17 protein-coding genes are annotated in these 16576 nt (G+C 66.8%); 12 read left to right on the plus strand and 5 right to left on the minus strand.

Features of this window, described 5'->3' with window-relative positions:
- Positions 1-104: 104 nt before the first annotated feature.
- On the minus strand, positions 105-473 hold the full coding sequence (locus AAN986_RS07110) for an Mth938-like domain-containing protein (protein WP_017407848.1): 369 nt from the start codon (positions 471-473) through the stop codon (positions 105-107).
- A 171-nt stretch (positions 474-644) separates the two neighbouring features.
- Between AAN986_RS07110 and AAN986_RS07115 the strand changes: the two genes are divergently transcribed.
- From AAN986_RS07115 to AAN986_RS07145, 7 genes are all read left to right on the plus strand, one after another.
- Complete coding sequence (locus AAN986_RS07115; RefSeq protein ID WP_016447750.1) at positions 645-1880, plus strand: pyridoxal phosphate-dependent aminotransferase; 1236 nt, start codon at positions 645-647, stop codon at positions 1878-1880.
- Positions 1881-1990: 110 nt separating this feature from the next.
- A complete protein-coding gene (locus AAN986_RS07120) occupies positions 1991-3340 on the plus strand; it encodes a homoserine dehydrogenase (protein ID WP_016447749.1) in 1350 nt (449 codons plus the stop codon).
- Between the two features lie 140 nt (positions 3341-3480).
- Complete coding sequence (gene thrC / locus AAN986_RS07125; RefSeq protein ID WP_047217377.1) at positions 3481-4908, plus strand: threonine synthase; 1428 nt, start codon at positions 3481-3483, stop codon at positions 4906-4908.
- 46 nt (positions 4909-4954) lie between these two features.
- Entirely contained in the window at positions 4955-5515 is a 561-nt protein-coding gene (gene mobB, locus AAN986_RS07130) for a molybdopterin-guanine dinucleotide biosynthesis protein B (RefSeq protein WP_016447747.1), read from the plus strand.
- 10 nt (positions 5516-5525) lie between these two features.
- Positions 5526-6761 carry a gephyrin-like molybdotransferase Glp gene (glp, locus tag AAN986_RS07135; RefSeq protein WP_047217376.1) on the plus strand — a complete coding sequence of 412 codons (1236 nt, stop codon included), beginning with the start codon at positions 5526-5528 and terminating at the stop codon, positions 6759-6761.
- Positions 6758-7033, plus strand: a complete 276-nt coding sequence (gene moaD, locus AAN986_RS07140) for a molybdopterin converting factor subunit 1 (RefSeq protein ID WP_013801032.1) — start codon at positions 6758-6760, stop codon at positions 7031-7033. The genes glp and moaD overlap by 4 nt, the downstream gene beginning before the upstream one ends.
- A gap of 5 nt (positions 7034-7038) precedes the next feature.
- Complete coding sequence (locus AAN986_RS07145) at positions 7039-7392, plus strand: recombinase family protein (RefSeq protein WP_017404077.1); 354 nt, start codon at positions 7039-7041, stop codon at positions 7390-7392.
- Here the strand turns inward: AAN986_RS07145 and dapA are convergent.
- The 3 genes from dapA to AAN986_RS07160 all read right to left on the minus strand — a co-directional run bounded on the left by dapA (position 7338) and on the right by AAN986_RS07160 (position 9165).
- Positions 7338-8273: a 4-hydroxy-tetrahydrodipicolinate synthase gene (dapA, locus tag AAN986_RS07150; protein WP_016451198.1), complete on the minus strand. Its 936-nt coding sequence runs from the start codon at positions 8271-8273 to the stop codon at positions 7338-7340. The two genes, AAN986_RS07145 and dapA, sit on opposite strands and share 55 nt — an antisense overlap.
- 284 nt (positions 8274-8557) lie before the next feature.
- Entirely contained in the window at positions 8558-8902 is a 345-nt protein-coding gene (locus tag AAN986_RS07155) for a hypothetical protein (RefSeq protein ID WP_047217375.1), read from the minus strand.
- 8 nt (positions 8903-8910) lie between these two features.
- Positions 8911-9165: a hypothetical protein gene (locus AAN986_RS07160; RefSeq protein ID WP_016447741.1), complete on the minus strand. Its 255-nt coding sequence runs from the start codon at positions 9163-9165 to the stop codon at positions 8911-8913.
- A 99-nt stretch (positions 9166-9264) separates the two neighbouring features.
- Here AAN986_RS07160 and moaE point away from each other — a divergent pair, with 99 nt between their 5' ends.
- Positions 9265-9726 carry a molybdopterin synthase catalytic subunit MoaE gene (gene moaE / locus AAN986_RS07165; protein ID WP_017404080.1) on the plus strand — a complete coding sequence of 154 codons (462 nt, stop codon included), beginning with the start codon at positions 9265-9267 and terminating at the stop codon, positions 9724-9726.
- Between the two features lie 9 nt (positions 9727-9735).
- On the opposite strand, the gene AAN986_RS07170 is transcribed toward moaE, so the two are convergent.
- On the minus strand, positions 9736-10629 hold the full coding sequence (locus AAN986_RS07170) for an EamA family transporter (RefSeq protein WP_241150317.1): 894 nt from the start codon (positions 10627-10629) through the stop codon (positions 9736-9738).
- 104 nt (positions 10630-10733) lie between these two features.
- Between AAN986_RS07170 and AAN986_RS07175 the strand changes: the two genes are divergently transcribed.
- From AAN986_RS07175 to AAN986_RS07190, 4 genes are all read left to right on the plus strand, one after another.
- On the plus strand, positions 10734-11642 hold the full coding sequence (locus AAN986_RS07175; protein ID WP_017404082.1) for an AraC family transcriptional regulator: 909 nt from the start codon (positions 10734-10736) through the stop codon (positions 11640-11642).
- 133 nt (positions 11643-11775) lie between these two features.
- Positions 11776-14388 carry an ATP-dependent chaperone ClpB gene (gene clpB, locus AAN986_RS07180; protein ID WP_016447737.1) on the plus strand — a complete coding sequence of 871 codons (2613 nt, stop codon included), beginning with the start codon at positions 11776-11778 and terminating at the stop codon, positions 14386-14388.
- 30 nt (positions 14389-14418) lie between these two features.
- Positions 14419-14778 (plus strand): hypothetical protein, encoded by a 360-nt coding sequence (locus AAN986_RS07185; protein ID WP_016447736.1) that lies wholly within the window; start codon positions 14419-14421, stop codon positions 14776-14778.
- Between the two features lie 210 nt (positions 14779-14988).
- Positions 14989-16425: an aldehyde dehydrogenase family protein gene (locus AAN986_RS07190; RefSeq protein WP_016447735.1), complete on the plus strand. Its 1437-nt coding sequence runs from the start codon at positions 14989-14991 to the stop codon at positions 16423-16425.
- Positions 16426-16576 lie beyond the last annotated feature (151 nt).

Here is a 16576-nt window from a genome sequence, read left to right on the forward strand (position 1 = left end):
CCGAGGGCCGTGTTTGTGTTTTTGCTTTTATCGGAAATGCCCCCAACCGCAACCTGCAATTTTACCCTGAAAACGGAATTTCTCCCAATCAGGGGGGCAGGAGTCTACTCCAAGAGTAGGGCCGCGACGACGTTACGGCCTTCGCTGGCAAGGATGTTGTAGGTGCGACACGCGGCCTGCGTATCCATGCTTTCCAGGCCGATGCGTCGGGCCATGAGCGGGCGCAGCCAGGCCGCTGGCGGGAAGCGGTTGCGCTGGCCGCTGCCCAGGATGATGACCTCTGCATCCAGCTGGGACAGGGCCTCGAAATGCTCAGGCGTCAGGTCTTCGAAGCGGGCGCAGTCCCAGGCCTGGCGCAGGCCTTTGGCGCCGACAAGCAGGCTGTGTTCGAACTTTTCCCGGTCCACAGCGACCCAGCCGGGGCCATAGCCCGTGATGCTCTGTGCTTCGGATTTGTCGGCGTGGAATTTCATGGATGAGGGTGGCGCGGTCTGCGCGATGGGGGTGGCCGCCACATGGGTCGGGGCCAGGGCGATGCTGCATTGCGGAACTGTGGTCAAATTATAGGTTTCACCAGGGTGCATGGGGCACTTTGGCGTGCATGAAGGCCGCAAGCCCGCGCCGGCCACTTTCATATTCTCAGCATGAAAACCGTTCTCAAATCCGCAAAACTAGCCAACGTCTGTTATGACATCCGCGGGCCCATCATGGACGCGGCCAAGAAGATGGAAGAGGACGGCCAGAAGATCATCAAGCTCAATATCGGCAATCTGGCCGTGTTCGGCTTCGACGCTCCTGAGGAAGTGCAGCAGGACATGATCCGCAACCTGCCCAATTCGGCAGGCTATTCGGACAGCAAGGGCATCTTCGCGGCGCGCAAGGCCGTGATGCATGAGACCCAGCGCCAGGGCATCCTGGGCGTGACGCTGGACGATATCTACCTGGGCAATGGCGCATCCGAGCTGATCAGCCTGGCCACGAACGCGCTGCTGGACGACGGCGACGAGATGCTGCTGCCGGCGCCCGACTATCCGCTGTGGACCGCCGTGACCAGCCTGTCCGGCGGCACGCCCGTGCACTATATGTGCGACGAGTCCAACGGCTGGATGCCCGACCTGGACGACATCCGCGCCAAGATCACGCCGCGCACCAAGGGCATCGTCGTCATCAACCCCAACAATCCGACAGGTGCCCTGTACAGCAAGCAGCTGCTGCAAAGCATCGTGGCGCTGGCCCGCGAGCATGGCCTGGTGATCTTCGCTGACGAGGTCTATGACAAGGTGCTCTACGACGACGTCGTGCATACGCCGCTGGCCAGCCTGTCCACCGATGTGCTGACGCTGACCTTCAACTCGCTGTCCAAGGCCTATCGCAGCTGCGGCTACCGCGCCGGCTGGATGGTGGTCTCGGGCGACAAGAAGGCGGCCAAGGACTATATCGAGGGCCTGAACATGCTCTCCAACATGCGCCTGTGCGCCAATGTGCCTGGCCAATGGGCCGTGCAGACGGCGCTGGGCGGGCATCAGAGCATCGACGAGCTGGTGCAGGAAGGCGGCCGGCTGCGCGTGCAGCGCGACCTGGCCTACCAACTGATCACCGAAATCCCCGGCGTGAGCTGCGTCAAGCCGCAGGCCGCGCTGTACATGTTCCCGCGCCTGGACCCCGAGATCTACCCGATCAAGGATGACCAGGCGTTCTTCCTGGAAGTGCTGCAGGAGACCAAGGTCATGCTGGTGCAGGGAACAGGCTTCAACTGGCCGCACCCCGACCATTTCCGCATCGTCTTCCTGCCGCACGACACCGACCTGCGCGAGGCCATCCGCCGCCTGGCCGTGTTCCTCGAGAAATACCGCAAGCGCCACGGCACGGACCGCGGCTGAGCTGTGCGGGGGCCGGCGGGGGAGAGGGCCTTGCGCCGACCATCGCTTTTTACCGGCTGCCGGCGCGCACCCTCTGGGCGCCGCAGCATTTTTTGACTGGCAAGTAGTTTATGAAACCGATCCAAGTAGGCCTTCTGGGCATTGGCACCGTGGGCAGCGGCACCTTCAACGTGCTGCAGCGCAACCAGGAAGAGATCCGCCGCCGCGCGGGCCGCGGTATTGAGATTGCCATGGTGGCCGACCTGGATACGGAACGCGCACGCTCCGTCGTGGGCGACACGGCCAAGGTGGTCGGCGATGCGCGCGAGATCATCGCCAACCCCGAGATCGACGTGGTGATCGAGCTGATCGGCGGCTACGGCATTGCCAAGGCCCTGGTGCTGGAGGCCATTGCCGCTGGCAAGCATGTGGTCACGGCCAACAAGGCCCTGCTGGCCGTGCATGGCAGCGAAATCTTCAAGGCCGCCGCCGAGAAGGGCGTGATGGTGGCCTACGAAGCGGCGGTGGCCGGTGGCATCCCCATCATCAAGGCGCTGCGCGAAGGCCTGACGGCCAACCAGATCCAGTGGGTGGCCGGCATCATCAACGGCACGACCAACTTCATCCTGTCCGAGATGCGCGACAAGGGCCTGGACTTCGACGTGGTGCTCAAGGAGGCCCAGCGCCTGGGCTATGCCGAAGCCGATCCGACCTTCGACATCGAAGGCGTGGACGCCGCCCACAAGGTCACGCTGATGAGCGCCATCGCCTTCGGCATTCCCGTGCAGTTCGACAAGGCGCATGTGGAAGGCATCACCAAGCTGTCTGCGGCCGACATCAAGTACGCCGAGCAACTGGGCTACCGCATCAAGCTGCTGGGCATCACCAAGCGCACGGACAAGGGCATCGAGCTGCGCGTGCACCCCAGCCTGGTGCCGACCAAGCGCCTGATCGCCAACGTGGAAGGCGCGATGAACGCCGTCGTCGTCCATGGCGACGCCGTGGGCACGACGCTGTACTACGGCAAGGGCGCGGGCTCCGAGCCCACGGCCAGCGCCGTGATTGCCGACCTGGTGGACATTGCCCGCCTGCACACGGCCGACCCCGAGCACCGCGTGCCCCCGCTGGCCTTCCAGTCGAACACGCTGGTCGCCGCAGGTGGCGAGCTGCCCGTGCTGCCCATGAGCGAGGTGGTCACCAGCTACTACCTGCGCATCCGCGTGGCCGACGAAGCCGGCGTGCTGGCCAAGATCACCAGCATCCTCGCCGGTGCCGGCATCAGCATCGATGCCCTGCTGCAGCGCGAGGCTGGCGAGGTGAGCGGCGACAGCGAAGGCAGCCAGGGCGTGCCGCAGACCGACCTGATCATCCTGACCCACGCCACGCGCGAAGGCGACATGGATGCTGCCCTGGCGCAGATCCAGCAGTTGCCCACGGTGCTGGCCCCTATCAACCGCATCCGCAAGGAAGAGTTGAACTAAGACACCCCCTGAGCGGCTGCGCCGCTTCCCCCTCTCTCGCACGCGGGAGGGGGACGACGCCCTCGCTGCGGGGCGGCCCTTGCTCGGCATCCCTGGCATCGGCCGCGCCCCGTCTCACAGAATACTGACGAGGAAGCGACATGCTTTATCTTTCCACGCGCGGCCACGCGGACCGCAAGCGCTTTTGCGACATCCTGCTCGAGGGCCTGGCGCCCGATGGCGGGCTGTACCTGCCCGAGCGCTATCCGCAGATCGATGCCGCCCGCCTGGGCGAGCTGCGCAGCATCTACAAGGAGCAGGGCTACGCGGCCCTGGCCTTCGAGATCCTGAGCCTGTACATCGACGACATCCCGGCCGAGGATCTGCGCGCCCTGTGCGCCAAGACCTATACGCAGCAGGTGTTCGGCACGGCCGAGATCACGCCGCTGCGCCCGCTGGAAGACGGCCTGTGGCTCGAAGCCCTGTCCAACGGCCCCACGCTGGCCTTCAAGGACATGGCCATGCAGCTGCTGGGCAACCTGTTCGAGTACGAACTGGGCCGCCGTGGCGAGGAGCTGAACATCCTGGGCGCCACCAGCGGCGACACCGGCAGCGCCGCCGAGTACGCCATGCGCGGCAAAAAGGGCGTGCGCGTGTTCATGACCAGCCCGCGCGGCCGCATGAGCCCCTTCCAGCAGGCCCAGATGTTCAGCCTGCAGGATGCCAACATCCACAACATCGCCATCGAAGGCGTGTTCGACGACTGCCAGGACATCGTCAAGGCCGTCTCCAACGACCACGCCTTCAAGGCGAAGTACAAGATCGGCACGGTCAACTCGATCAACTGGGCCCGCCTGCTGGCCCAGGTCGTCTACTACTTCGCCGGCTACCTGCAGGCCACGCAGAGCAATGACCAGAAGGTCAGCTTCACGGTGCCCAGCGGCAACTTCGGCAACATCTGCGCCGGCCATGTGGCGCGCCAGATGGGCCTGCCGATCGAACGCCTGGTGGTGGCGACCAACGAGAACGACGTGCTCGACGAGTTCTTCCGCACGGGCGCCTACGTGGTGCGCGGCAGCGAGCACACCTACGAGACATCGAGCCCCTCGATGGACATCTCCAAGGCCAGCAACTTCGAGCGCTTCGTGTTCGACCTGCTGGGTCGCGATGGACAGGCCACGCGCGAATTGTTCGCCGAGGGCGTGGCACGCCAGGGCCGCTTCGACCTGGGCGGCAACCCGCTGTTCCAGGAAGCTGCTGCCCGCTACGGCTTCGTCAGCGGCAAGAGCACGCATGCCGACCGCCTGGACACCATCCGCGATACCTTCGAGCGCTTCGGCACCATGATCGACACGCACACGGCCGACGGCGTCAAGGTGGCGCGCGAGCAGCTGCAGGCCGGCGTGCCCATGATCGTGCTGGAGACGGCACTGCCCATCAAGTTCGCCGCCACCATCGAGGAGGCCCTGGGCCGCCTGCCCGATCGCCCGGCCAAGTTCGAAGGCATCGAGGACCTGCCCAAGCGCGTGACCGACTTGCCGGCCGACGCCGAGCAGGTCAAGGCCTACATCGCCCGGCATTGCGACTGATGCCACGGCCGGGCTGTCCGCAGGTCCGCAGCTGGAGTGCATGGCGATGAAGGTCATCGGCTTCGCCGGCTACTCCGGCTCGGGCAAGACCAGCCTGGTGGAGCCCCTGATCACGCTGATGCGTGCGCAGGGGCTCAGCGTTTCGGTGGTCAAGCATGCCCACCACCATTTCGATGTCGATCACGAGGGCAAGGACAGCTGGCGCCACCGCAAGGCGGGTGCCTATGAGGTGGTGCTGGCTTCCGATCGCCGTCTGGCGCTGATGCGCGAATTCCCCCGTCCCACGGAGCTGTCGGTGCACGACATGCTGGCCGAGCTGGACCCCCTCGTGGACTGGGTGCTGGTAGAGGGTTTCAAGCACGCCGACCTGCCCAAGATAGAAATCTGGCGCGAGCAGCCCGAGCGCACCAGCGCCGGCAAGACCCAGGCGCCTTTGTTCCCGCACGATCCCCATGTGCTGGCCGTGGCAACCGATGCGCCGGCCCGCCTGCCCGAGCCGCCGCGCCAGCCCGTGCTGGACCTCAATGCGCCAGCGCAGATACTGCAATGGCTGCTGGATCAGGGGGAGCGCCTGCGCTACCGTGCACCTGACAGCGGCCAAGACTAGGAGAAAAACCATGCGAGCCCCGCTCAAGCCCCTCGATGAAGCGCTGGCCGAACTGCTGGCCCAGGCACTGCCGCTGGCTGGCGATGACACCGTGGACTGCTTTGACGCCGATGGCCGCGTGCTGCGGGCCGACGCCGTCTCGCCGCTGCAGGTGCCGCCCCAGGACAACAGCGCCATGGACGGCTACGCCGTGCGCAGCGCCGAATGCACGCAGGGCAATGCCGAGCTGCCCGTCTCGCAGCGCATCCCCGCAGGCGCCGTGGGCCAGCCGCTGGCCGTGGGCACGGTGGCGCGCATCTTCACGGGGGCTCCGGTGCCCGAAGGTGCCGATGCCATCGTCATGCAGGAAGACTGCGAAGTCCTGGAAGACGGTCGCGTGCGCATCAAGGCGCGGCCCGAGGCCGGGCAATGGATACGCCGCTCGGGCGAAGACATCCGGCGCGGCGCCACCGTCATCGCGGCCGGTACGCGCCTGTCGCCGGCCGAGCTGGGCCTGGCCGCCAGCATCGGCCTGGCCTCTTTGCGCGTGGCACGCAAGCCGCGCGTGGCCCTGTTCTCCACAGGTGACGAACTGGTCATGCCGGGCACCGTGGCGCCCGAGCAGATGCCGCCCGGCAGCATCTACAACAGCAACCGATTCTTCCTTCGCGCCCTGCTGCAGCGCATGGGCTGCGAGGTCACCGACTTCGGCATCGTCCCCGACCGGCGCGAGGCCACTGTGGATGCTTTGCGCGAGGCGGCCCGCGCGCATGACCTGATCCTGACCAGCGGCGGGGTGTCTGTCGGCGAAGAGGACCATGTCAAGCCCGCCGTGCAGGCGCTGGGCCAGCTCGACCTCTGGCAGATCGCCGTCAAGCCCGGCAAGCCCTTCGCCTATGGCCGCGTGAACTGCGAGGGCGAAGGCTTTGCCCACTTCATCGGCCTGCCCGGCAACCCGGTCTCCAGCTTCGTTACCTTTCTCCTGCTGGTGCGCCCCTTCGTGCTGCGCCTGCAGGGCGTGCAGCAGGCGCTGCCACGCTCGGTCGAGGTGCGCGCCGACTTCCATTGGCCGCGCGGGGACAAGCGCCGCGAATTCCTGCGCGTGCGCTACAACGACAGCGGCGGGCTGGAGCTGTTCCGCAACCAGAGTTCGGGCGTGCTGACCTCGGCGGCCTGGGGCGATGGCGTGGTGGACAACCCGCCGGGCCAGGCCATTGCGCCGGGCGACCGGGTGCGCTTCATCGCCTTTTCGGAGCTGCTGTCATGAGCCAGGCCGTCCCCATCGCCATCACCATCACCGTGCGCTATTTCGCCTCCATCCGCGAAGCCCTGGGCACGGGCAGCGAAACCCTGTCCACCGAGGCCGCCACCGTGGGCGCGCTGCGTGAGGAACTGATTGCGCGTGGCGGTGCAGCCGCCGAAGCGCTGGCCCCTGGCAAGGCCGTGCGCATGGCGCTGAACCAGGTCCTGTGCGATGCCGGTGCCGCCATTCGCCAGGGGGACGAGGTGGCTTTCTTCCCTCCCGTGACCGGAGGTTGACCCAAATGACCACCGACAAGCCCGTGGACCAGGCCATCAGCGCACGCACGCGCAAGGCCTTGTCCGAAGCCAAGGCGCGCGGCGTGCAACTGGGCCGCGCAGGCGCAGACAACCTGCGCGCCACCGTGGAAAAGCGCAAATCCACGGCCGATGCCTTTGCCCAGCAGCATGAGGCGCTGTTCGCCGAACTGCAGGCGCGCGGCCTGACGCACCGCGCCATGGCCGCCGAACTCAATGCGCGCGGCATTGCCGCGGCCCGGGGCGGCGAGTGGACGCACGGTCAGGTGCAGCGCATCCTGAACCGCTACGCCGACCTGCGTTCGGCAACACTGTCTGCGGACGGCAGCAGCGGCAGCTGAATCCCGGCCAGCCGCTGCGCCAGCGCGGCCGATGCCGGCTGCATGGGCGCCCGCAGCGTTGCCCGCATTCGGCCCTGCTGCGCCAGCAAGGCCTTGATGGGGGCGGGGTTGGGCTCGGCAAAGCAGGCGGCGATGTGCGGCTGCAGCGGCTGCCACAGCGCACGGGCAGCGGGCAGGTCGCCGCGCTCCAGGCATTGCATCAGCTCGACGAAGTGCCCTGTATGCGCGTGCGCGCTGGCAGCAATCGCTCCCGCGCCGCCCAGGGCCAGCGTGGAAAAGATCTGCGCGTCTTCGCCGGCCAGCACCTGCAGTTGCCCATCGGCGATCAGTGCCTGGGTCTTGGCGGCATCGCCCCCGCAATCCTTGATGGCCACGATGCGCTCATGTGCGGCCAGCGCACGCAGCGTGGCCAGCTCCAGCACCACGCCGGTGCGGTAGGGAATGTCGTAGACGATGACCGGATGGGCGCTGCGCTCGGCAATCGCCGTGAACCACTGCAGCAGGCCTGCCTGCGACGGGCGTATGTAATGCGGCGCGGGCACCAGAATGCCTGCCAGCGGCAGGGCGTTCAGTGCCTGAACGCGGGCCAGCGCATGCCCCAGGTGGCAGTCCGAAACGCCCATGACCACGGGCATGCCCTGGGCCGCTGAGAGGATGGTGGACAGGGCGGCATCGTGCTCCGCTTCGCTCAGCGCGGCGGCCTCGGCGGTCGAGCCGCAGGCCACGTAGCCGGCGATGCCGCTGGCGTTGTAGTGCTGCACCAGGGCGCGCAGCGCCCCGTGGTCCACCGCCGCCTCATCTCCAGGAAGAAAGGGCGTGACCAGCGGAAGCCACAGCCCCTGGAATCGGGCTTGCGGCGAGGTGGTGGAAGGCAAAGACATGGAAGATCCCTTCGGGTGATTCAAACAATGAACGACCGGACGCAGCCACCGGCCAGACCGAGGGCGGAAAGGCAGGCGCCTGAAGGGATGCGGGAAGGGGAGATGGAGGCTGCCGGGCCGGTTCCGTCGCTCATCTGGACGGAACCTCAGCTCCGGTCAGACGAGCTGGGGTTTGCAGGCTTTGCCCAGGCACAGGCACACGGCATCGCCGTGGCATGTGGGGAAGGCAAAGATTGCAGGCATGGCGCGCAGTGTAGCGCGCCTGAGCGCCTCGGTGGTGACCTTCAGGCTGCGCCTTCGGCGCCGGGAGGGGTTGATGCATCGGGCAGCAGCGGTGCCTGCCACTCCAGCAGCTCGGCCAGGCGCTGCACGATCCAGCGCGCCTCACCAGGGCTGACGATGGAGCCATCGGCCGCAAGGCCCGCGTGCATGCCCAGCAGCACGCCTTGCTCCGAGGAGTTGCCGGAGTGGTAAAGCGTCTGCGCCTGCTCGACCAGGTGGCTGGCCAGGTCCTCGCACAGTTCATAGCGCCCGACCACGTCTGCAATCGATGCCTTGAGCCGGCCGTGCCGGTCGGCATACAGGGCGGCAAAGCTCGGCGGCGGCTGTATCTGGCTGGTCTCGTCCATGGCGCGCCTCAATCGGGTTCGAACAGGCGTTCGAAGCGTGCGATGTCTTCGGCCAGCTCGCAGCTCACCAGCTGGCCCATCTTGCCGTCGCCCAGCCGGTGGGCTGCAAACAGCGTGGCCTTGCCGCGAAAGCCGTAGTCGGGCAGGTGGATGATGGTGTAGGGATGGGGCACGAACAGCTGGTGCTCGTAGACCACGCGCTGCTCGTTGCGCGGCGAGGGGTAGAGCGTGTATTCGGGGGTGGTGATCGTGAGTGTGGCCATGCGTGGCCCGCCGCAGCAAAAAAGCGCTGGGGGCGGGGGAGGGCAATGCTACCGCGTTCATCGCCTTCTGGCGCGCCGCCGCCCTGCGACAATGCGGGCATGCAAGCAGCCCGTGTATCCATCCAGACCGAGGATTTCGACGTATCGGCCGAACTCGCCGCCCTGCGCTCCGGCGACGCCCGCGTGGGGGCGGTCTGCAGCTTCATAGGCACCGTGCGCGACCGCAACGAGGGCGCCACCGTGGCCAGCATGGAGCTGGAGCACTATCCGGGCATGACCGAGAAATCCATCGAGGCCATCATCGACGAGGCCGTGCAGCGCTTCGGCATCCATGGCGCGCGCGTCATCCACCGCATCGGCCCGCTGCAGCCCATGGACCAGATCGTGCTCGTGGCCGTCACCGCATCGCACCGGGGCATGGCTTTCCAGGCCTGCGAATACATCATGGACTACCTCAAGTCGCTGGCGCCTTTCTGGAAAAAGGAACAGACGCCCGAGGGCGCGCGCTGGGTGGATGCGCGCGTCAGCGACGAAGAGGCGCTGGCGCGCTGGCGCCAGTGAGCTGACGCTTCAGGCCCTGCGCAGTGCGGCACCCCGCAACCATTGCGGCGGCCGGAACACCAGCAGGTTGCCGAACATCACCAGCAGCAGGCCACCCACGGCCAGCGGCGTCCACACATAGCCTTCGAAAAGGGCCGAGATACTGAGCGCAACGATGGGGAACAGCACCGTCGCATACGCCGCCTTCTCGGGGCCCAGGCGTCCGACCAGGGTCAGGTAGGCCGTGAACGCGATCACCGAGCCCGGAATGGCCAGGTACAGCCAGGAGCCCACATAGGTCCAGCTGGCATCGAAGCGCCAGGGCAGGCCTGCCACCAGCGCATAGCCGGTCAGCAGCAGCGTGCCGGCCAGCATGCCCCAGGCATTGGTCTGTGCGGGCCGCCAGCCCATGGACTGCAGCGAGGCCGACAGCATGTTCCCGCAGGAAAAGCACAGCGTGCCCAGCACCGCCCAGGCCAGGCCGGGCAGGCTGGCATGCCGGCCTGCGCGCAGCTCGGGCCAGAACAGCGCCACCAGGCCTGCAAGGCCGAAGAGGCTGCCGGCCAGCACATGGGGCGCCAGCCTGCGGCCGTGGATGATGCGCGCCAGCAGCGCGTTCCAGAGATTGGCGCTGGAGAACACCACGGCGGCCAGGCCGCTGGCCAGCGTCTCGCTGGCATGCATGAAGCACACGAAGTTGAAGCTGAACAGGCACAGGCCCTGGGCCAGCACGCGCGGCAGCGCCGGGCCGCGGGGCACGCGCAGCTGGCGCGACCAGGCCAGCCAGGCGAACATCAGCACGGCGGCCAGCGCAAAGCGGTAGGCAATGGACAGCTCCACGGGCACGGTGCCCAGCTGCAGCTTCAGGGCGATCCAGGTCGAACCCCAGATCAGCACGACCAGGGCATAGAGGGTGGCAGTCATGGCCGGTGATGATGGCGCCGCAGGCTGGGCGGGCATGGCAGATTCCTGCGGTTTGATGGCCTGGCGCCATGCGTCGGTATGGCTGCGGGACCACAATCGCTGCCATGACGCCCACGCCGCTGCCCGAGCTGCCCTCCAGCCACCTGTGCCAGGTGCTGTCACGCTCCAAGGCCCGGCTGCAGCGGCGCGTGCGCCTGAGCGAGGGGGTGGAGCTGGCCGTCTGGGCCAATGTGGACGACGAGGTGCGCTACTGCCAGCCCGGTCACCACACGCTGTCGGTCTACTTGGCCGGCGGCGAGGGCTCGCAGCTCAAGGCGCGGCCCGAGGCCATGGGGGCGCCGGGGCGCATCTGCATCTTCACGCCAGAGGACGAATCGCACTGGCTGGTGCGATCGCCCGTGCAGTTCCTGCACCTGTATGTGTCCGACCTGGCCTGGGCGGGGCGCGTGGTCCGCATGCTGGATGCCGAGCCCCGCTCGCGCACCTTGCGTGCGCAGATCTACGGGGACGATCAGGCCTTCCACGCCGGTGCCCGTGCGCTGATGCAGCTGGACTGGCAGGACCCGCAGCAGCAACTGGCGGCCGATGCCATTGGCCAGCAGCTGGTGGACCGGCTGGTGCTGCAGTCCGCCACGCCGCGCCAGGTGCAGGCGCTGCAGCGGCCGCTGGGCGGGCTCTCTGCGGCCGTGCGGCGCAGGGTGCTTGCCCATATCGAGGCGCATCTGCATGACTCCAAGGCCGTGTCGCTGCCGGCACTGGCGAGACAGGCCTGCCTTTCGGAATTCCATTTCGCACGCATGTTCCGCCAGAGCATGGGCTGCACGGTGCACGAATGGGTGCTGCAGCAGCGCCTGGCCCGGGCACGGCGCGCCCTGTCTGCGCGCAACGTGCCGCCGCTGGCCGAGCTGGCGCTGGATTGCGGCTTTTCCAGCGCCAGCCACCTGGTGCGCAGCTTCCGGGCGCATTTGGGCGTTACGCCTACGCAGTTCTCGATCTTTCAGCGCAATGCTTGAGAAGGATGGCCGGCCTCGCCGGCCTTGATCTGGCGCAAGCGTCTGTCCTTGCGGGCCGGGCATGGCTTGAAATTTGCCCTGCCGGTATCAGATAAATCGCAATGACCCTGTTTCAGGAGCGAAAAGAAACACCATGCGAATCGACAAACTGACAACCAAGTTCCAGGAAGCCCTGGCCGACGCGCAAACGCTGGCCCTGGGCGGTGACCAATCCAACATCGAACCCCTGCACCTGCTCGTGGCACTGCTGCGCCAGGACGACGGTCCGCGCTCGCTCTTGCAGCGTGCCGGCGCCAACGTGGGGCAGCTGCAGGCCGCGGCCGAGAAGGCCCTGGCCGATCTGCCGCGCGTGCAGCATCAGGACCAGGTGCAGGTCGGCTCCGAGCTGGGCCGCCTGCTGCAGGTGACCGAGAAGGAAGCCCTCAAGCGGGGCGACCAGTTCATTGCCAGCGAGCTGTTCCTGCTGGCGCTGACCGATAGCAGCGGCGCCTCCACGCGTGCGGGCCAATTGCTCAAGGAAAGCGGCGTGACGCGCTCCACGCTGGAGTCCGCTATCAACGCCGTGCGCGGCGGCCAGACCATGGACAGCGCCGAAGGCGAAGGCCAGCGCGAGGCCCTCAAGAAATACACCCTGGACCTGACCGAGCGCGCGCGCATCGGCAAGCTGGATCCGGTGATCGGCCGCGACGACGAAATCCGCCGCTCCATCCAGGTGCTGCAGCGCCGCAGCAAGAACAACCCCGTGCTCATCGGCGAGCCCGGCGTGGGCAAGACCGCCATTGTCGAGGGCCTGGCCCAGCGCATCGTGGCCGGCGAGGTGCCCGAAAGCCTCAAGAACAAGCGCGTGCTGTCGCTGGACATGGCGGGCCTGCTGGCCGGCGCCAAGTACCGCGGCGACTTCGAGGAACGCCTGAAGTCCGTGCTCAAGGAAGTGGCCCAGGAAGAGGGGCGCATCATCCTCTTCATCGACGAGATCCACACCATGGTCGGTGCCGGCAAGGCCGACGGCGCCATGGACGCGGGCAACATGCTCAAGCCGGCCCTGGCGCGCGGCGAGCTGCACTGCATCGGCGCGACCACGCTCGATGAATACCGCAAGTACATCGAAAAGGATGCGGCGCTGGAGCGGCGCTTCCAGAAGGTGCTGGTCGAGGAGCCCTCGGTCGAGGACACCATCGCCATCCTGCGCGGCCTGCAGGTGCGCTACGAGGCCCACCACGGCGTGGACATCACCGACCCGGCCATTGTGGCCGCGGCCGAGCTGAGCCACCGCTACATCACCGACCGCTTCCTGCCCGACAAGGCCATCGACCTGATCGACGAGGCTGCGGCCAAGATCAAGATCGAGATCGACTCCAAGCCCGAGGTCATGGACAAGCTCGAGCGCCGCATGATCCAGCTCAAGATCGAGCGCGAGGCCATGAAGAAGGAAAAGGACGAGGCCTCGCAAAAGCGCCTGCAACTGATCGAGGAAGAACTCGGCAGCTTGGAGCGCGAGTACGCCGACCTCGAAGACGTCTGGAAGAGCGAAAAGGCCAGCGCCCAGGGCTCCGAGCAGATCCGCAAGGAGATCGACCAGATCCGCATCCAGATCGACGAGCTCAAGCGCAAGGGCGACTTCAACAAGGTGGCCGAGCTGCAGTACGGCAAGCTGCCCTCGCTGGAAAAGCAGCTCAACGAAGCCCAGGCCAGCGAGCAGGGGCAGGGCGGTGCGCCCGCCCACAGATTGCTGCGCACCCATGTGGGCGCCGAGGAGATTGCCGAGGTGGTCAGCCGTGCCACGGGCATTCCCGTGGCCAAGATGATGCAGGGCGAGAAGGACAAGCTGCTGCGCATGGAAGACCGACTGCATGACCGCGTCGTCGGCCAGGACGAGGCCATCTCGGCCGTGGCCAACGCCATACGCCGTTCGCGCTCGGGCCTGTCCGATCCCAACCGGCCCACCGGTTCCTTCCTGTTCCTGGGCCCCACGGGCGTGGGCAAGACGGAACTGTGCAAGGCGCTGGCCGGCTTCCTGTTCGACAGCGAAGACCATCTGGTGCGCATCGACATGAGCGAGTTCATGGAAAAGCATTCCGTGGCCCGCCTGATCGGCGCGCCGCCCGGCTACGTGGGCTACGAGGAAGGCGGCTACCTGACCGAGGCCGTTCGCCGCAAGCCCTACAGCGTGCTGCTGCTCGACGAGGTGGAGAAGGCCCATCCCGACGTCTTCAACGTGCTGCTGCAGGTACTGGACGACGGCCGGCTGACCGACGGCCAGGGCCGCACCGTGGACTTCAAGAATACGGTCATCGTGATGACGAGCAACATAGGCTCTTTGCTGATCCAGGCCATGGTCGGCGAGGATTACGATGATGTGAAAGACGCGGTCTGGGGGGAACTCAAGAACCATTTCCGACCCGAATTCCTCAACCGCATCGACGAGACCGTGGTGTTCCACGCGCTCGACGCGAAGAATATCGAGTCGATCGCAAGGATTCAGCTCAAGCTGCTGGAGCGGCGTTTGGAGAAAATGGACCTTGCGCTGCAGGTGTCCGACCAGGCACTGGCCGAACTGGCCAAGGTGGGCTTCGATCCCGTTTTCGGGGCCCGGCCGCTCAAGCGCGCGATACAGCAGCGGATCGAGAATCCGTTGTCGAAACTGCTGCTCGAAGGGCGCTTCCCGCCCAAGAGCACGATTGCGGTGCATGTGGACCCGGTACAGGAACCGGGCGTATTCCGGTTCGATGCGGCAGACTCCGCCTGACGCACCGGGCCAGCCAAGAAAGGCTTTGCTTTGAACGATTTCGTCGCCACCCTGACCCGCTGGGCCGTTCGCATCCTGCTGATGCTTGTGGGCCTGGTCTTCTTTGTCAGCCTGCTCACCGCAGCGGCGCTGCTGGCCCTGGTCTGGGCCGTGCGGGCGCTGTGGGCCAGGCTCACCGGCCAGCCGGTCATGCCCTGGGCCATGCGCATGAGCCCGCGGGCTGGCTGGCAGACCGTCTACCGCTCCGGCTCCGAGTGGATGGCCCAGCGCCCGCAGCGCGCCTACGGCGCGGCTGAAGGCGGTGGCCGTCGCGCAGGTGCAGGCGCAGGCGTGCTGCCGGGAGCGGGCGAGGTGACCGATGTTCAGCCCCGTGAAGTGCGCGAGCCCTGAAGCGTCTTGCTGCAGCCTTTACGCGGCCTGCGCATCTTCGCGCCCAGGCCGCACATATCGGCCCGTATAGTCTGTAACCCTCGGGAGCCCGTGCAAGGCTCCCTTTTTTTTCTCCGAGCCGTTCTGGCTGCTTGCCGTCGTATCCAGCCAACCCGCAGGCGGCCTGTGCAGCACGAGAGCGTCTGCCGCGTCTTCTTACCATTGAGCCCTATGACCCAGATGGATCTTCATCGCGTCTTCGAACTTCAGTACCAGGCCAGCCGGGCGCAGGTGGACGTGCCGCTGCTGGTGCGCCGCGAGAGGCTGCTGCGCATGCAAAAGCTGCTGGACGAGCACGGCCCCGTGCTGGCTGCCGCAGTGCAGGCCGACTTCGGCATGCGCTCGCCACGGTTGACCGAGATGGTGGAGCTGTTCGTGCTGCGGAACCTGCTCAAGCACACGCTGCGCCATCTGGCGCGCTGGTCGGGGCGCCAGCGGGTGCGCACGCCGCTGATGCTCATGCCGGGCCGTGGGTGGATAGAGCGCCAGCCGCTGGGCGTGGTGGGGGTGATCTCTCCGTGGAACTATCCGGTGCAGCTGGCGCTGGGGCCTGCCATCACGGCCCTGGCCGCGGGCAACCGCGTCATGCTCAAGCCCAGCGAACTCACGCCGCACACGTCGGCGCAACTGGCCGCGCTGGTGGGGCAGTTCTTTGCGCCCGAGGAGTTCGCCGTGATCGAAGGCGATGTGAGCGTGGCCACGCAGTTTTCGGGCCTGCACTTCGACCATTTGCTGTTCACCGGATCGACGGCCGTGGGCCGGCGCGTGGCCCAGGCGGCCGCAGCGCACCTGACGCCGACCACGCTGGAGCTGGGCGGCAAGTCGCCCTGCATCGTCTCCACCGACTGCGACCTGAAGGAGGCGGCGCTCAAGATCGCACATGGCAAGCTCGTCAACGCAGGCCAGACCTGCATTGCCCCCGACTACGTGCTGCTGCCGCGTGGACAGGAGGCCGAATTCGCCGAGGCCTTTCGCGCCGCCGCGCAGCGGCTGTTCCCGCGCTTTGCCGGCAACCCGGACTATGCCGCCATCCTCACCAAGCGCCACCTGGCCCGCCTGCGGCAGATGCTGCGCCAGGCCCAGGGCATGGGCGCCCATGTCGAATGGATGGAGGACGGCGGCGCCAGCCAGGAGGGGGCGGACATGGCCTGGGGTGATGCCGTGGAGCGCCAGATGGCACCGGCCCTGGTCTTCAATGCCACCAGCCAGATGCAGCTCATGCAGGAGGAGATCTTCGGCCCCATCCTGCCCGTGATCAGCTACGACAGGCTGGACGACGTGGTCTCGGCCATCAATGCCGGGCCCAGGCCGCTGGCGCTGTACTGGTTCGGCCGCGACGAGAAGGTGCGTGATGCGGTGCTGTCACGCACCATCAGCGGCGGGGTGACGGTCAATGACACCCTGCTGCACTTCGCGCACGAGAACCTGCCCTTCGGTGGCGTGGGCGACAGCGGTTGGGGTGCCTATCATTCGGAGCAGGGCTTTGCGCGGCTGAGCCATCAGAAGGCGGTGTTCGTGCAGTCGCGCTGGTCAGGGGCCGCCATGCTGTATCCGCCCTATGGTGCGAAGTTCGATCGCATCATGGAACTGATGCGCCGCTGGCTGTGAGCAAGGGCTCGATCGGGCGTGCTGCCGGGCATGCCTGCATCGTGAGGAATTGTCAACTGATTCCTTGGCGAGCCTTGTGTTGCATGCACTAGCTGCTCTTTTTTGAAGAGCACATAGCACATCCGATAGCCGAGGGCAAGAAAACGAGCAC

The sequence above is a fragment of the Delftia sp. DS1230 genome (genome assembly GCF_040112715.1).
Lineage (GTDB): Bacteria > Pseudomonadota > Gammaproteobacteria > Burkholderiales > Burkholderiaceae_C > Comamonas > Comamonas tsuruhatensis.

What these genes read in the sequence shown, in the direction of transcription:
- AAN986_RS07145 (WP_017404077.1), top strand. Translation starts at nt 7,039, where the DNA reads ATGACCACCGACAAGCCCGTGGACCAGGCCATCAGCGCACGCACGCGC.
- clpB (WP_016447737.1), top strand. Translation starts at nt 11,776, where the DNA reads ATGCGAATCGACAAACTGACAACCAAGTTCCAGGAAGCCCTGGCCGAC.
- AAN986_RS07190 (WP_016447735.1), top strand. Translation starts at nt 14,989, where the DNA reads ATGACCCAGATGGATCTTCATCGCGTCTTCGAACTTCAGTACCAGGCC.
- thrC (WP_047217377.1), top strand. Translation starts at nt 3,481, where the DNA reads ATGCTTTATCTTTCCACGCGCGGCCACGCGGACCGCAAGCGCTTTTGC.
- AAN986_RS07170 (WP_241150317.1), bottom strand. Translation starts at nt 10,629, where the DNA reads ATGACTGCCACCCTCTATGCCCTGGTCGTGCTGATCTGGGGTTCGACC.
- AAN986_RS07120 (WP_016447749.1), top strand. Translation starts at nt 1,991, where the DNA reads ATGAAACCGATCCAAGTAGGCCTTCTGGGCATTGGCACCGTGGGCAGC.
- AAN986_RS07115 (WP_016447750.1), top strand. Translation starts at nt 645, where the DNA reads ATGAAAACCGTTCTCAAATCCGCAAAACTAGCCAACGTCTGTTATGAC.
- AAN986_RS07160 (WP_016447741.1), bottom strand. Translation starts at nt 9,165, where the DNA reads ATGGCCACACTCACGATCACCACCCCCGAATACACGCTCTACCCCTCG.
- AAN986_RS07110 (WP_017407848.1), bottom strand. Translation starts at nt 473, where the DNA reads ATGAAATTCCACGCCGACAAATCCGAAGCACAGAGCATCACGGGCTAT.
- AAN986_RS07175 (WP_017404082.1), top strand. Translation starts at nt 10,734, where the DNA reads ATGACGCCCACGCCGCTGCCCGAGCTGCCCTCCAGCCACCTGTGCCAG.
- dapA (WP_016451198.1), bottom strand. Translation starts at nt 8,273, where the DNA reads ATGTCTTTGCCTTCCACCACCTCGCCGCAAGCCCGATTCCAGGGGCTG.
- mobB (WP_016447747.1), top strand. Translation starts at nt 4,955, where the DNA reads ATGAAGGTCATCGGCTTCGCCGGCTACTCCGGCTCGGGCAAGACCAGC.
- glp (WP_047217376.1), top strand. Translation starts at nt 5,526, where the DNA reads ATGCGAGCCCCGCTCAAGCCCCTCGATGAAGCGCTGGCCGAACTGCTG.
- AAN986_RS07155 (WP_047217375.1), bottom strand. Translation starts at nt 8,902, where the DNA reads ATGGACGAGACCAGCCAGATACAGCCGCCGCCGAGCTTTGCCGCCCTG.
- moaD (WP_013801032.1), top strand. Translation starts at nt 6,758, where the DNA reads ATGAGCCAGGCCGTCCCCATCGCCATCACCATCACCGTGCGCTATTTC.
- moaE (WP_017404080.1), top strand. Translation starts at nt 9,265, where the DNA reads ATGCAAGCAGCCCGTGTATCCATCCAGACCGAGGATTTCGACGTATCG.